Origin of the sequence: Bacillus vallismortis (genome assembly GCF_004116955.1) — a bacterium.
Taxonomy (GTDB): Bacteria; Bacillota; Bacilli; order Bacillales; family Bacillaceae; genus Bacillus; species Bacillus vallismortis.
Genome location: NZ_CP026362.1, coordinates 3,463,072 through 3,477,500 on the forward strand (window position 1 = coordinate 3,463,072; position 14,429 = coordinate 3,477,500).

Genomic DNA, 14,429 nt, shown 5'->3' on the forward strand with positions numbered 1-14,429 from the left:
TCAGAAAAATACTGTCAATATAACGTAAATCCCTGTCACAAACTAATTTCGCGAATTTCCAAGTACTTCTCCAGTTTGCGTTTCACACGCTGAAGGGCGTTATCAATCGATTTCACATGCCGATTCAATTCATCAGAAATCTCTTGGTAACTTCTCCCGTCAAGATATAAAACCAGTACTTTTCTCTCTAAATCACTTAATAGTTCTCCCATTTTCATTTCAATATCATCAAATTCTTCCTGATTGATAATCATTTCTTCAGGATTTAAAGTTTTCGCTCCTGAAATGACATCAAGCAGCGTTCGGTCTGATTCTTCATCAAAAATCGGTTTATCTAATGAGACGTAGGAATTCAAAGGAATGTGTTTCTGGCGAGTAGCTGTCTTTATTGCGGTAATAATTTGGCGGGTAATACATAATTCTGCGAAAGCTTTGAATGAGGTAAGCTTGTCCTCCTTAAAGTCGCGAATAGACTTATAGAGGCCTATCATACCTTCCTGAATAATATCCTCTCTGTCCGCTCCTATTAAAAAATAAGATCTTGCTTTTGCCCGAACAAAATTTCGGTACTTTGTAATCAAGTAATCTAACGCATCACTGTCCCCAACATGAACCTTTTCAATGACCTGCTCGTCCTCCAACTGGCAAAACTGCTCTTTGTTGAATTTTCCCTTGTTGTTCTGTAGATTCACTCCGATCCCCCCGGCGCACGTAGATAGAAATATTATACAGTATTGGGCAAAAAAGCGTCAACTTAATCTAAGTCCCCCCGCCTCCACTTTTCAAACGTTTTCAAAACCTCTTCCGATAAAGCAATTTTACCCGCCGGCTTTTCGGAAGTGATTTTTCTGACCCGTCTCTGTATTCGCCTTTCAATCGCTTCAACCTCTCTCAAAAGCTCCCGGGCCGATTTCCGCAATGCTCCCTGTCCGAAAATCGCCCACTGCTCAGTGTAGTCAGAGGTCGCAACATGAATCTGAGTCGCAATATTATTCAATGCCTGAGCAAGCTTTTCTATCCGCTCATCAGCCGTCTCATTTTCTTTTGTAAAAATCACTTCAACTCTGTGATTGGTCTGTTTTTTCTCAAGCCCTTTTACGAGATGCGCGTCAAAAACAACAATAACCCTGTTTCCTGTATACGATTGATATTCCGCCATTTTCTGAATCAGTACGTTTCTCGCCTCTTCAAAACTGTTCGCTTTTAAATCCTTCAGCTGCGGCCAAGCTCCAATCATGTTGTATCCGTCTACTAACAGGATATCCATGGGTCTTTATTCTCCCAGAGGGTTTCGCTTCCGGTATACTTCATACATCAAAAGACCCGCCGCGACAGATGCATTCAGTGAAGTTACCTTCCCGGCCATCGGGAGTTTAATGAGAAAATCACACTTTTCTTTCACGAGGCGGCCCATCCCTTTTCCTTCACTTCCGATAACTAATGCCAAAGGCATATTGCCGTCCATATTGCGGTAGTCTTCGCGTGCTGATGCATCCGTTCCGACAACCCAGATACCCCGCTCTTTCATTTCTTCTAACGTCCGCGCCAAATTGGTGACTCTTGCGACAGGGATGTGCTCAATTGCCCCTGTTGAAGCTTTGGCCACTGTTGTTGTCAGCCCGACAGCTCTCCGTTTTGGAATCACGATGCCGTGGGCGCCGACCGCATCGGCTGTTCTCATAATCGAACCAAGATTATGAGGATCTTCAAGCTCGTCCAAAATGAGGAAGAAAGGCTGTTCATTTCTTTCTTCGGCCGCTTTATATAAATCATCCAGTTCCGCATATTCATAAGCAGCAACCTGTGCCACTACGCCTTGATGCTGCCCTGTCACCATTTGATCGAGTTTTTTTCTCGGGACATATTGAATCGTGATTCCCTGCTTTTTCGCAAGCTCAATCACCTGCTGTGCTTGTCCCTTTACGGTGTTTTCCGCCATCCACAGCTTATACAGCTTACGATCTGATTTTAACGTCTCGATCACTGCATTTTTCCCTATGACGTAATCATGTTGCTGACTCATTTGTTTTCCTCCCTGACGTCCCGAATTGTATAGCTTCGGCAACGAGCTGACTAAGTCTTTCTTCTTTTTTCTCCAGAAAAAGGTAACCCAGCAGCGCTTCAAATGCTGTACTGTAGCGATACGTTTGAACATCTGTATTTTTAGGTGTCGTTCCCGACTTGGCATTTCTGCCCCTTTTCAGCACCGCTTCCTCTTCTTCCGTAAAAAATGATTGATCCTGCAGAAAGAACAGGATTTCAGCCTGTGACTTTGCCGAAACGATCCGGCTTGATTTCTTATGAAGATCATTTGGTTTCGTCAAGCCCTGCTTAAGCAGGTGATGCCTGACATACACTTCAAATATGGCATCACCTATATAAGCAAGCGCAAGACCGTTGAGCTGCTTTGAATCTTTTATCGTCTCAAAATCAAGCATCCGACTATTCTCCCCGTTTCCAGCGAGTGCCTTGAGCCGTATCTTCAAGAATGATATTCATGCTTTTCAGCTGGTCGCGGATCTGATCTGATAATGCAAAATCGCGGTTCCGGCGCGCTTCATTTCTTTTTTCAATTAAGTCTTCAATCTCTTGATCAAGCAGTTCCTGCTCACCCAATGAAAAGCCGAGGACAGCAACAATGCGGTCAAACATCTCAACAAATGCTGTAATCACATGATCAGCCGTATGATCCTTCTGAAGATAATAATTAGCATGCTTCGCCAAGTCGAATAAAACAGAAATGGCATTCGCTGTATTAAAATCATCGTCCATCGCTTCTTCGAATGCTTTGCGGTGGTCCTCTACTTTCTCAAGCCATTGATCGTCATCTTCCGTTAAATTCGTACTGCTGTTCAGACGGTGCTTAAGGTTGCTGTATGCTGTTTTTAATCGGTTGAACGCACTTTTTGTATTCTCTAAAAGCTCTTCTGAATAGTTAATCGGATGACGATAATGAACAGATAGCATAAAAAATCTCAAAAGCTTCGGATCATGCTGTTTAATGATGTCATGCACAAGCACAAAGTTGCCTAGTGATTTTGACATTTTTTCATTATCAATATTGATATAGCCATTATGAAGCCAGTACTTCGCAAATGTTTTGCCTGTCAGTGCCTCAGATTGCGCGATTTCGTTTTCATGGTGTGGGAATGTTAAATCCTGACCGCCCGCATGAATATCAATTTGGTCACCCAGATACTTTTTCACCATCGCTGAGCATTCAATATGCCAGCCCGGACGCCCTTTACCCCAAGGGCTTTCCCAAGAGATTTCTCCGTCTTTTGCCGCTTTCCACAGCGCAAAATCAAGAGCATCTTCTTTTTTCTCGCCGACCCGGATGCGTGCACCTGATCTCAGTTCATCAATTGATTGCTGAGAAAGCTTTCCGTACCCTTCAAATGCTCGTGTTTTGAAATAAACGTCACCTTCTGATTCATAAGCGTAGCCCTTTTTCACGAGCTGATCTACGAATTCGATAATCGCATCCATGTTTTCCATCACTCGCGGATGAAGGTCGGCTTTACGGCATCCGAGCGCACCTACATCTTCAAAGTATGCTTTAATAAAACGCTCTGAAATGGCAGGTACATCGTCACCAAGTTCATTCGCTGCTTTAATTAATTTATCGTCTACGTCTGTAAAGTTAGAAACATACTGCACATCATATCCTTTATATTCCAGATAGTTTCGAACTGTATCATAAACAATAGCCGGACGCGCGTTCCCGATGTGAATGTAATTGTAAACCGTCGGGCCGCACACGTACATTTTCACTTTTCCCTCTTCAAGAGGAACAAACGTTTCCTTCTGTCTAGTCAATGTATTATAAAGAGTGATTGTCATTTTTGATTGATCCTTTCTTTTCTGTCTTCAATTTCTGCCTTCAGCTCTGAAATCTGCTCTTCCAAAAATTTAAATCGATCAGCAACCGGATCGGGCAAATCCTGATGGTTCAAATCGCGTCTTACTTTCTTGCCATTTTGTACAACGACCCGTCCAGGGATGCCGACAACTGTTGAAAAATCAGGAACATCATGCAGCACTACTGAACCGGCACCAATTTTTGAGCCTTCACCGACAGTAATTGAACCAAGCACTTTAGCACCTGTGGCTATCAATGCGTCATCTTTAATCGTTGGGTGTCTTTTTCCCTTTTCTTTCCCCGTCCCCCCGAGGGTAACCCCCTGAAAAACGGTGACGTTATTGCCGATTTCACATGTCTCCCCAATGACAACTCCCATACCGTGATCTATGAAAAATTTCCTCCCAATTGTAGCGCCGGGATGGATTTCGATCCCGGTAAAAAAGCGGCTTACTTGAGATATTAGGCGTGCAAGGAAATAAAATTTTCGTTTATATAAAGCATGTGCAATCCGATGCGCCCATATAGCATGTAAACCGGAATAAGTTAAAATCACTTCAAAATAGCTTCTTGCTGCAGGATCTTGATCGAACACTGTATCAATGTCTTCTTTGAGCATTTTAAAAAACACATGCTTCCCCCCGTTTCTCTATCTGATTTCCTCTATCGCCAATAAAAAAAAGCGCCTCTGCATGTAAACATGACAGAGACGCTTTAACCGCGCGGTTCCACTCTGTTTGAAAAGCAGACTTCTGCTCTCCCAACTTCAGCCTGTAACGGCGGCGGCCGCCTTTGAATACTGATTTCGAAAAATGTTCTTCAAAGGTCTTAAGGGCGCACTTCTAAAACCCGGCTCATGGATCTCTCTCAGCCAATGAAGATCCTTTCTGTAATGGCCTAAAGCTTTATACTCTTCCCTGTCAACAATCATCTATTTAGATGTTTTTTAAACGCTGAATCGCGATCTCTTTTCCGATCAATTCAATGGATTGCGGCAGTTCTGGACCGTGAGTCTGACCCGTTACAGCAACACGGATCGGCATAAACAGTTTTTTGCCTTTATGGCCAGTTTCTTTCTGCACTGCTTTGATCGATGCTTTGATGTTATCCGGAGTGAACTCCTCAAGCTCTTCAAGCTTCGCAGCGAATGTGCTGAGCACCTCAGGAACCTGTTCCTCTTCCAGAACAGCTTTTGCTTCTTGATTATACTCGATCTTATCAGTAAAGAACAAATCAGTCAGCTCAACAATTTCCGCTCCGTAGCTTAATTGCTCATGATAAAGGGAAATCAGTTTGCGAACCCATTCTTGTTCTTCAGCAGAAATCTCAGCGCCGACTTTTCCGGCCTTTTGCAAATGCGGAAGCGTCAATTCAACAACCTGATCAAGATCCAGTTTCTTCACGTATTGGTTGTTAACCCATTTTAGCTTATGCATATCAAACAAAGCTGGTGATTTAGATAAACGGTTTACATCAAAAATGTCAATAAACTGTTCTTTTGTGAATAGCTCTTCTTCTCCAACCGGTGACCAGCCAAGCAGGCCGATAAAGTTGAACAGCGCTTCTGGCAAGTAGCCAAGCTCTTTATACTGTTCGATGAATTGAATAATAGACTCATCGCGTTTGCTGAGCTTTTTACGGCTTTCATTTACGATTAGCGTCATGTGTCCGAACTGAGGAATATCCCATCCGAATGCTTGATAGATCATAATCTGTTTCGGTGTGTTAGAAATGTGATCCTCACCGCGCAGCACGTGTGTCATTTTCATTAAGTAGTCATCAATCGCTACCGCGAAGTTATAGGTTGGTGTTCCGTCCTTTTTGACAATAACAAAGTCGCCGATGCCATCTGTCTCGAAAGTAATTTCGCCTTTAACAATATCGTTGAAGGCGATGATTTTTCCTTCCGGCACGTGGAAACGAATACTTGGCTTTCTGCCTTCAGCAATAAATGTATCTTGTTCTTCCTGAGTCAGGTTTCTGTGTTTCCCGGAATAGCGCGGCATTTCTCCGCGGGCAATCTGTTCTTCACGTTCTTTTTCAAGCTCTTCTTCCGTACAGTAACATTTATAAGCAAGCCCTTTTTCAAGAAGCTCTTCATAGTATACTTTATAAATATCGTTACGCTCTGACTGACGATATGGACCGTATTCACCGCCGACATCGACACTCTCATCCCAGTCAATACCGAGCCATTTCAGATAATTCAGCTGGCTTTGTTCTCCGCCCTCAATATTGCGCTTTTTATCAGTGTCCTCAACACGGATAATAAACTTACCGCCTTGATTGCGGGCAAATAAATAATTAAAAAGCGCCGTTCTGGCATTTCCAATATGCAAATGTCCTGTTGGACTCGGTGCATAACGGACGCGTACTTCGTTTCCCATTTTCAAATACTTCCTTTCATGTCATGTATGGCCTCTGGCTAAATGTATGAATCTATTCTACCACCAAATAGACCCGGCATCAAAGCAAGTTAGCCTTTTTGTATCAGTACTGTCGCTTGAGCCGCTATTCCTTCCGCTCGGCCTGTAAATCCAAGCTTTTCTGTCGTTGTTGCTTTTACATTCACTTGAGAAACGTCTGCTTCAAGGCCTTCAGCGATCCTTTTTCTCATATCTTCTATGTATGGCAGCATCTTCGGCTTTTGTGCAATAATGGTGCAATCAATGTTTCCAAGAACATACCCCTTCTGTTTCACGATCCCCCAGACATGCTGAAGTAATTTGAAAGAGTCAGCGTCCTTGAACTCGGGATCAGTGTCAGGAAAATGCTTGCCTATGTCGCCTTCTCCAACAGCTCCGAGGCAAGCATCAGCAACGGTATGCAGCAAGACATCTGCGTCAGAATGGCCGAGCAGCCCTTTTTCATATGGGATTTCGATTCCGCCAATTATCAGAGGACGGTCCGCCACTAATTGATGCACATCAAATCCTTGTCCGATTCTAAACATATTTATTCCCACTTTCTGATTCCATGATCGCTTCAGCTGACGTCAAGTCGTCTGGCGTCGTCAACTTAATATTTGTATAGCTGCCTTCTACAACACGGACCGAACCGCCTTCCATCTCTTCAACGAGGCTGGCGTCATCCGTCCCTAAAAATCCCTTATGTTCGGCCTCAGCATGAGCCTTCATCAATAAAGAAAGACGAAAAGCTTGTGGAGTTTGGACAGCCCACAAGCTTGAACGTTCAATCGTCTCTCTGACTTGTAAATCTTGAACGCGTTTAATCGTATCTTTTACCGGAACAGCAAGGATGGCCGCTCCTGCCTGTACCGCTTTAGCGATCAGTTCGTCAATTTGTTCATGCTTTATAAAAGGCCGGGCGCCGTCGTGAACGAGGACTATCTTTTCTTGTTTCACGGCTTTCAGCCCCTTATAAACACTGTGCTGACGCTCATCTCCGCCTGCAACAAGCTCAATAGCGGTTTGAAACGGATAATTGGTCAGCAATTGCTGAAAATCCTCCCGCTCTCGCTCGTTAATCACCAAAATGATTTTTTCGCACGGCCGGTGGCTGTCAAACACCCTTAACGTGTGTATGATCACAGGGTCTCCTTTCAGCTCGATGAACAGTTTATTTCTCCCTGCCTTCATCCGTTTTCCCTGTCCGGCTGCAAGAATCACGACATCATAATTCATTGTTTTTTCTCCCTTTACAGCGCCTTCTCCAACAGCTTGGGCTTGGCAAAAATCATTCGTCCCGCTGCTGTCTGCAGCACACTTGTAACGAGTACATCAATATGCTTGCCGATATAATTGCGTCCTTCTTCAACGACAATCATCGTACCGTCATCCAAGTAGGCAACTCCCTGATTATGCTCTTTCCCGTCCTTAATGACCTGAACATTCATTTCCTCGCCAGGAAGCACGACAGGCTTGACCGCATTGGCAAGGTCATTAATGTTTAATACCGCTACCTTCTGAAGCTCGCATACTTTATTTAAATTAAAATCATTCGTCACGACGACCCCGGATGTCAGCTTAGCGAGTTTGACGAGCTTGCTGTCAACCTCCTGAATATCTTCAAAGTCGCCTTCATAAATTTCAACTTCAATGTCTAATTCTTTCTGAATGCGGTTCAGGATATCAAGACCGCGGCGTCCTCTGTTCCGTTTTAGAACATCTGAAGAATCAGCAATATGCTGCAATTCCTCAAGGACAAACTGCGGAATCACAATAATTCCCTCTAAAAACCCAGTCTGACAAATATCCGCAATTCTCCCATCAATAATAACACTTGTGTCCAAAATTTTCAGCTTCTTGTCCTGAACCTCATGTTCTTCATCTGCTGTCCCTTTTTTCTTTTGCATTCTGGCGGAAATGGAAAACAGGCTGATCAATTCATCCTTCTTCTTAAAGCCCACCTGGAAGCCTAGATAACCGAGGAAGAAAGCCAAAAACACAGGGATGATTGTACTGAATATGCGGTAAGGTATATTGTCTAAAGGGATAACATTTACGATAAGATAAGCGATTATAAGTCCAAAAACCAGGCCAAGGCTTCCAAACAACAAATCTGGAACCGGCGCCTTCAACAATGAATCCTCTACCCACTTCATCCAGTTCACAACATAATCTGTACCCCATATACTGATGAGAAAAAAGATAATTGCTCCTATTGCCGCAGACGTATATGCGTTTGTTATTAAAGGTATGTCCTGTATACTTAACAGTACAAACAATTCAGGTATTAAAAATATACCAACAACGCCGCCGAAAATAATGAAGAACGCCTGAACTATTCGTTTTAACATACCCCCACCTCCTTTTTAACATTTTATTTTCACAAGGCTTTATGCATCCTACGAATATCAGAATAAACAAAAACCAACAGTAATATACCCGTATTCATAAGGTTTTAACCGAAATCACAGCTGTCTGTCTAAATAATGCTTCTCTTGCAGCCGTTTTAATCCTTTTTTAATCTTTTGGGCTCGTACTTCACCGATTCCCTCTACTTCATCTAATTCTTCTGCACTCGCCTCAATAATCCTTGGGAGAACACCAAACGCTTCTACAACATTTTCAACAATCGGCATTGGAAGACGCGGAATTTTATTTAACAGCCTGTATCCTCTAGCCAATACATAATCATCAAGATTTGTAGAAGCTGGATAGCCGAGCAGTTTATAAACAATGGAATCATCCAGCAGATCATAACTGGACATATCCTGCAGCTCTTTCAAGAGAACAAACGGATCTTTAATTTTTTCTTTCACATAATCCTTGATAAATAAAGCCGCCTCTTCTTCCATATCCGTAATCAATTCAATGACTTGCAGCTTGATCAAATGTCCTTCTGTTCCCAGTTCCCTGATATACATGTTAATTTCATTTTTGATTCTCAATACCATTTCATAACGGTGCATCACAGACAAGACATCACTGAAGGTAACAAGCTCCTCAAACTCTAATGCATTTAGTGCATTAATTGTTTTGTCGAGGATTGTCTTATATTTTTCAAGTGTTTGAATGGCTTGATTCGCTTTTGTTAAGATAAATCCTATGTCTTTTAGTGTATACTTCATGTTTTCCTGATATAACGTTATAACATTCCTTCTTTCAGAAATTGCGATCACAAGGCAGCCGGTCTGCTTAGCTACTCTTTCGGCGGTGCGGTGCCGCATTCCTGTTTCTGATGAAGAAATTGTGGCTTCAGGCATTAGCTGTGTATTGGCGTATAGGATCTTTTGACCAGAATCACTTAAAATAATCGCTCCATCCATTTTAGCCAGTTCATATAAATGTGCCGGAGAAAAAGCAGTGTTAATGTGGAAACCGCCGTCCACCACTTCTTTTACTTTATCATTATAACCAACAACAATCAGACCGCCTGTATTTGCCCTCAAAACGTTTTCCATACCCGCTCTGAGCGGTGTACCAGGAGCAACAAACTGCAATATAGATGACAGGTCTAACTCTTGTTTCGCCCCTTTTTTCTCTTTTTCCATCTATTATCCTCCTAATGAAGTACGAAGCGCCTCTGCAACATTTGCTACTCCGATAACCTCAATCCCTTTTGGTTTTGTCCAGCCTTCCAGATTTGCCGCGGGTATGATCATGCGTTTGAAACCAAGCTTAGCCGCTTCTTTCACACGCTGTTCAATTCTAGAAACCCGCCGGACTTCTCCGGTTAATCCCACTTCACCTATAAAACAATCGGCAGGATTTGGGGGTGTGTCTCTAAAACTGGACGCGATGCTGATCGCAATGGCAAGATCAATTGCCGGTTCATCAAGCTTTACGCCGCCAGCTACTTTCAAATAGGCATCCTGATTTTGCAGCAGCAGCCCAACTCTTTTTTCTAACACAGCCATTAACAGCGAAACCCTGTTATGGTCTATACCCGTTGCCATACGCCGCGGATTTCCAAAACTTGTCGGCGAGATGAGCGCCTGAATTTCAACGAGAATCGGCCTCGTGCCTTCCATAGAGGCAGTTATGCTCGAGCCAGCAGATCCTGCTGAGCGCTCTTCCAAGAAAATTTCTGAAGGGTTCAAAACCTCGGTGAGTCCCTCTTCACGCATTTCGAAAATACCCATTTCGTTTGTAGAACCAAAACGGTTTTTTACTGCTCTCAATATACGAAAAGTATGGTGACGTTCTCCTTCAAAGTATAAAACAGTGTCAACCATATGCTCCAGCAATCTCGGCCCTGCAATAGACCCTTCTTTTGTTACGTGTCCTACGATAAAGATCGGAATGCCTTTTGTTTTGGCAATTTTCATCAGCTCAGCCGTACACTCTCTGACCTGTGACACACTGCCGGGAGCCGATGTGATATCGCTTTGGTAAACCGTTTGAATAGAGTCAACAACGACAAACGCTGGATTCATCTCTTCTATAGCAGACGAAATATACTCCATATCGGTTTCAGATAAAACATGCAGCGACGGATTATTAATGCCGAGACGATCTGCTCTCAGTTTCGTTTGTTTAACCGATTCTTCTCCCGAAATGTACAATACACTGTTCGATGAATCTGATAATTGAGCTGAAACTTGCAGTAACAACGTGGACTTTCCGATACCGGGATCACCGCCGATTAACACGAGTGAGCCTTTAATGACTCCCCCGCCGAGCACCCTGTTAAATTCGCCAAGCTGGGTTTTAACACGGGGTTCTTCTGATGTTTCAATTGTTGTAATAGGTGAAGGTTTCTGTACAGTTTGAACAGAATGAGAAAAAGCCGCTCTCCGATTGGCCGGTGCCTTTTTCATCATTTCTTCCACCATTGTATTCCAAGCACCGCAGCCCGGACATTTCCCCATCCATTTTGGAGACTCGTAACCGCAGGATTGGCAGATGAATTTCGATTTTGTTTTAGCCATATATAGTGTAAGACCTCTCCCTTGTTCTATTTCATGATATGAAAGTGAGGCATACACTTACATGCTGTATGCCTCATTTTCGTCTTCTATATTAATTCGTTTTAGCAGTCGTTTTTACGACAAATTCGCCGTCTTCTACATCAAGAACGATGTGCTGTCCTTTATGAATATTTCCTCTTAGGAGTTCTTCAGATAAACGGTCCTCGACATGTTTTTGGATAGCTCTTCTTAACGGACGGGCACCGTATTCCAGATCAACACCCTCTTCCGCTACTTTTGCTTTTGCAGCATCTGTCAATTCAATAGAAAGGTCCTGCTCTTTCAAGCGTTTCGTCAATTGATCAGACATTAATGAAACGATTTCAGTCAGGTGTTTTTTCTCAAGTGAATGGAAGACGATGATTTCATCAATCCGGTTGATAAACTCCGGTCTGAACGCGCGTTTCAGTTCACCCATCACTTTATCTTTCATGTCTTTATGATTTTGCGTCTCATCTTGAACATTAAAGCCGACATATTTATTGCGTTTCAGCTCACTTGCCCCGACGTTTGACGTCATAATCAGGATCGTGTTGCGGAAATCGACTGTACGTCCTTTAGAATCCGTCAATCGCCCATCTTCAAGAACTTGCAGCAGAATATTGAAGACATCAGGGTGTGCTTTTTCAATCTCATCAAGAAGCACGACAGAGTAAGGTTTTCTTCTGACTTTCTCTGTTAATTGGCCGCCTTCATCATATCCCACATATCCCGGAGGTGAACCGACAAGTCTTGAAGTAGAGTGTTTTTCCATGTATTCCGACATATCAATTCTGATCATGGCTTCTTCATCACCGAAAATAGATTCAGCAAGTGCTCGCGCAAGCTCTGTTTTCCCCACACCTGTAGGGCCTAAGAAAATGAATGAGCCGATTGGGCGTTTAGGGTCTTTTAACCCTGCTCTTGCGCGTCTGACTGCTTTTGCAACGGCGACAACCGCTTCATCCTGGCCGATGACACGGGAGTGAAGAATGCTCTCCATATTGAGAAGCTTATCTGTTTCCGTTTGGGCGATTTTAGATACAGGCACCCCAGTCCAGCTGGCTACAACCATCGCAATATCATCAACAGTAACCTCTGAGTTTTCCTGCCCTTGCTTCTCTTTCCATGATTTTTTCGTATCCTCTACTTGCTCGCGCAAGCGCTGCTCAGTATCACGCAAGGAAGCCGCTTTTTCAAACTCTTGGCTTTGGACGGCCGCATCCTTCTCTTTACGAACCTCATCAAGCTTCTGTTCAAGCTCTTTTAAGTTAGGAGGCGTTGTAAAGGAGCGGAGTCTAACCTTCGAGCCCGCTTCGTCAATCAAGTCAATTGCTTTATCTGGAAGGAAGCGGTCAGAAATATATCTATCGGAAAGCTTAACCGCAGCTTCAATGGCATCATCAGTGATAGAAACACGGTGGTGGGCTTCATATCTGTCACGCAGACCTTGTAAAATTTGAATACTTTCATCTGCAGATGGCTGATCAACCTGGATCGGCTGAAAACGGCGTTCCAATGCTGCATCTTTTTCAATATATTTACGGTACTCATCAAGAGTCGTCGCTCCGATACATTGAAGTTCGCCGCGAGCAAGTGAAGGTTTTAAAATGTTAGACGCATCAATGGCACCCTCTGCTCCACCCGCTCCGATTAAGGTATGGAGTTCATCGATGAATAAAATGATGTTTCCTGCCTGGCGAATTTCATCCATGACTTTCTTCAGGCGATCCTCAAATTCACCGCGGTATTTTGTGCCGGCAACAACTGTTCCCATGTCTAATGTCATCACACGTTTATCACGTAAGATTTCTGGAACCTCGTTATTAATAATTTGCTGTGCCAACCCTTCCGCGATTGCCGTTTTACCTACACCTGGTTCACCAATGAGTACAGGGTTGTTTTTCGTTCTGCGGCTTAACACTTCGATCACGCGCTGAATTTCCTTGCTTCTCCCGATTACAGGATCTAGGCTGTCTTCCTTCGCAATAGCAGTTAAGTCCCTTGCCAAGCTGTCAAGCGTAGGCGTATTCGCATTGCTGTTTGTTCCTGTCGCTGATGATCCTGTTTCATTGCTTCCAAGAAGCTGGAGGACTTGCTGTCTTGCTTTATTTAAGCTGACACCAAGATTATTCAGAACTCTTGCAGCAACACCTTCTCCTTCGCGAATCAACCCAAGAAGAATATGTTCTGTTCCAACATACGAATGACCGAGTTTTCTTGCCTCATCCATTGAAAGCTCAATGACTTTCTTAGCTCTAGGAGTGTAATGAATCGTTTGGGACATTTCCTGTCCGCGACCGATCAAACTTTCAACTTCTTTTTGAATTTTATCTGAACCAAGTCCAAGCGCTTGTAGAGCTTTAGCAGCAATCCCTTCTCCTTCTCGTACCAGTCCTAATAAAATATGCTCAGTGCCAATGTTATTATGACCTAATCGAAGTGCTTCTTCCTGTGCAAGCGCCAATACTTTTTGAGCTCGTTCTGTAAATCTTCCAAACATCATATCGATTCATCCTCCTGTCTTTTCCCATTCATTTCTAAGTGAAGCCGTTCTCTGATAAGAGATGCTCTTCGAATGTCCCTTTCATTTGGACGCAAAGCGCCTCCCGAATACTGCTGTAAAAATCCTGGCTGTGTCAAAATCATTAGTTCATTAAGTATGTTGCTTGAAAGTCCTTTAATAATGCCTAGATCTATTCCTAACCGGACATCTGAAAGGCACTTTGCAGTTTCTTTCGTTTCTATCATCCGGCAATTGGACAAGACTCCGTAAGATCGATACACACGATCCTCAAGTTCAATCTTAGAGGTTTGATAAAGGGCTTCTCGGGCAGAACGTTCTTGTTCAATCAGCTGGGCAGCAACACTGTTAAGGTCATCTACAATATCCTGCTCTGACTTACCAAGCGTGATCTGATTTGAAATTTGAAAGATATTTCCTACTGCTTCGCTGCCTTCCCCATAAATTCCTCTAACAACTAAGCCTAATTGATTAATTGCCGGTATAATTCGATTTATTTGCCTAGTCAAAACCAATGCCGGCAGATGCATCATGACTGAAGCCCTTAAACCCGTACCTACATTTGTAGGACAGCTGGTTAAGTATCCTCTTTGTTCATTGAATGCATAATCAACTTTTTCTTCAATCCAGTCGTCAATCTGGTTTGCGGCTTTCATTGCTTCTAAAAGCTGAAACCCGGGAAAAAGACA

14 protein-coding genes and 1 other annotated feature (1 of these 15 running past the window's edge) are annotated in these 14,429 nt (G+C 43.3%); all 14 genes read right to left on the bottom strand.

Going from position 1 to position 14,429, the window contains the following annotated elements:
- Positions 1-35: 35 nt before the first annotated feature.
- Entirely contained in the window at positions 36-692 is a 657-nt protein-coding gene (gene sigH / locus BV11031_RS18325) for an RNA polymerase sporulation sigma factor SigH (RefSeq protein ID WP_010327715.1), read from the bottom strand.
- Positions 693-754: 62 nt separating this feature from the next.
- Entirely contained in the window at positions 755-1,267 is a 513-nt protein-coding gene (gene rae1, locus BV11031_RS18330) for a ribosome-dependent mRNA decay endonuclease Rae1/YacP (RefSeq protein WP_010327714.1), read from the bottom strand.
- A 6-nt stretch (positions 1,268-1,273) separates the two neighbouring features.
- Positions 1,274-2,023, bottom strand: coding sequence for a 23S rRNA (guanosine(2251)-2'-O)-methyltransferase RlmB (rlmB, locus tag BV11031_RS18335; protein WP_003225755.1), 750 nt, complete (start codon positions 2,021-2,023; stop codon positions 1,274-1,276).
- A complete protein-coding gene (locus BV11031_RS18340; RefSeq protein ID WP_010327713.1) occupies positions 2,007-2,438 on the bottom strand; it encodes a mini-ribonuclease 3 in 432 nt (143 codons plus the stop codon). The genes rlmB and BV11031_RS18340 overlap by 17 nt, the downstream gene beginning before the upstream one ends.
- A 4-nt stretch (positions 2,439-2,442) precedes the next feature.
- Positions 2,443-3,843 carry a cysteine--tRNA ligase gene (gene cysS / locus BV11031_RS18345; protein WP_010327712.1) on the bottom strand — a complete coding sequence of 467 codons (1,401 nt, stop codon included), beginning with the start codon at positions 3,841-3,843 and terminating at the stop codon, positions 2,443-2,445.
- A complete protein-coding gene (gene cysE, locus BV11031_RS18350; RefSeq protein ID WP_010327711.1) occupies positions 3,840-4,493 on the bottom strand; it encodes a serine O-acetyltransferase in 654 nt (217 codons plus the stop codon). Before cysE ends, cysS begins: the two co-directional genes overlap by 4 nt.
- Before the next feature lie 71 nt (positions 4,494-4,564).
- Positions 4,565-4,795, bottom strand: a binding site (T-box leader).
- Between the two features lie 2 nt (positions 4,796-4,797).
- Complete coding sequence (gene gltX / locus BV11031_RS18355) at positions 4,798-6,249, bottom strand: glutamate--tRNA ligase (RefSeq protein WP_010327710.1); 1,452 nt, start codon at positions 6,247-6,249, stop codon at positions 4,798-4,800.
- Between the two features lie 89 nt (positions 6,250-6,338).
- Positions 6,339-6,815 carry a 2-C-methyl-D-erythritol 2,4-cyclodiphosphate synthase gene (gene ispF, locus BV11031_RS18360; RefSeq protein WP_010327709.1) on the bottom strand — a complete coding sequence of 159 codons (477 nt, stop codon included), beginning with the start codon at positions 6,813-6,815 and terminating at the stop codon, positions 6,339-6,341.
- A complete protein-coding gene (ispD, locus tag BV11031_RS18365) occupies positions 6,808-7,506 on the bottom strand; it encodes a 2-C-methyl-D-erythritol 4-phosphate cytidylyltransferase (RefSeq protein WP_010327708.1) in 699 nt (232 codons plus the stop codon). Before ispD ends, ispF begins: the two co-directional genes overlap by 8 nt.
- Before the next feature lie 14 nt (positions 7,507-7,520).
- On the bottom strand, positions 7,521-8,621 hold the full coding sequence (locus BV11031_RS18370; protein WP_010327707.1) for a PIN/TRAM domain-containing protein: 1,101 nt from the start codon (positions 8,619-8,621) through the stop codon (positions 7,521-7,523).
- Positions 8,622-8,735: 114 nt separating this feature from the next.
- Entirely contained in the window at positions 8,736-9,818 is a 1,083-nt protein-coding gene (gene disA, locus BV11031_RS18375) for a DNA integrity scanning diadenylate cyclase DisA (protein ID WP_010327706.1), read from the bottom strand.
- Positions 9,819-9,821: 3 nt separating this feature from the next.
- Positions 9,822-11,198: a DNA repair protein RadA gene (gene radA, locus BV11031_RS18380; protein WP_010327705.1), complete on the bottom strand. Its 1,377-nt coding sequence runs from the start codon at positions 11,196-11,198 to the stop codon at positions 9,822-9,824.
- 91 nt (positions 11,199-11,289) lie between these two features.
- Entirely contained in the window at positions 11,290-13,722 is a 2,433-nt protein-coding gene (gene clpC / locus BV11031_RS18385) for an ATP-dependent protease ATP-binding subunit ClpC (RefSeq protein ID WP_010327704.1), read from the bottom strand.
- Positions 13,719-14,429 carry the 3' portion of a protein-arginine kinase McsB gene (gene mcsB / locus BV11031_RS18390; protein ID WP_010327703.1) on the bottom strand. The gene runs 381 nt beyond the window's last position, so only the last 711 of its 1,092 coding nucleotides appear in the window; its start codon lies off the right edge, out of view; its stop codon occupies positions 13,719-13,721. The genes clpC and mcsB overlap by 4 nt, the downstream gene beginning before the upstream one ends.

Bases quoted from the DNA above. Each gene is read 5' to 3' on its own strand.
- ispD (WP_010327708.1), bottom strand. From the start codon at position 7,506: ATGAATTATGATGTCGTGATTCTTGCAGCCGGACAGGGAAAACGGATG.
- gltX (WP_010327710.1), bottom strand. From the start codon at position 6,249: ATGGGAAACGAAGTACGCGTCCGTTATGCACCGAGTCCAACAGGACAT.
- disA (WP_010327706.1), bottom strand. From the start codon at position 9,818: ATGGAAAAAGAGAAAAAAGGGGCGAAACAAGAGTTAGACCTGTCATCT.
- cysS (WP_010327712.1), bottom strand. From the start codon at position 3,843: ATGACAATCACTCTTTATAATACATTGACTAGACAGAAGGAAACGTTT.
- BV11031_RS18340 (WP_010327713.1), bottom strand. From the start codon at position 2,438: ATGCTTGATTTTGAGACGATAAAAGATTCAAAGCAGCTCAACGGTCTT.
- rlmB (WP_003225755.1), bottom strand. From the start codon at position 2,023: ATGAGTCAGCAACATGATTACGTCATAGGGAAAAATGCAGTGATCGAG.
- radA (WP_010327705.1), bottom strand. From the start codon at position 11,198: ATGGCTAAAACAAAATCGAAATTCATCTGCCAATCCTGCGGTTACGAG.
- BV11031_RS18370 (WP_010327707.1), bottom strand. From the start codon at position 8,621: ATGTTAAAACGAATAGTTCAGGCGTTCTTCATTATTTTCGGCGGCGTT.
- rae1 (WP_010327714.1), bottom strand. From the start codon at position 1,267: ATGGATATCCTGTTAGTAGACGGATACAACATGATTGGAGCTTGGCCG.
- ispF (WP_010327709.1), bottom strand. From the start codon at position 6,815: ATGTTTAGAATCGGACAAGGATTTGATGTGCATCAATTAGTGGCGGAC.
- clpC (WP_010327704.1), bottom strand. From the start codon at position 13,722: ATGATGTTTGGAAGATTTACAGAACGAGCTCAAAAAGTATTGGCGCTT.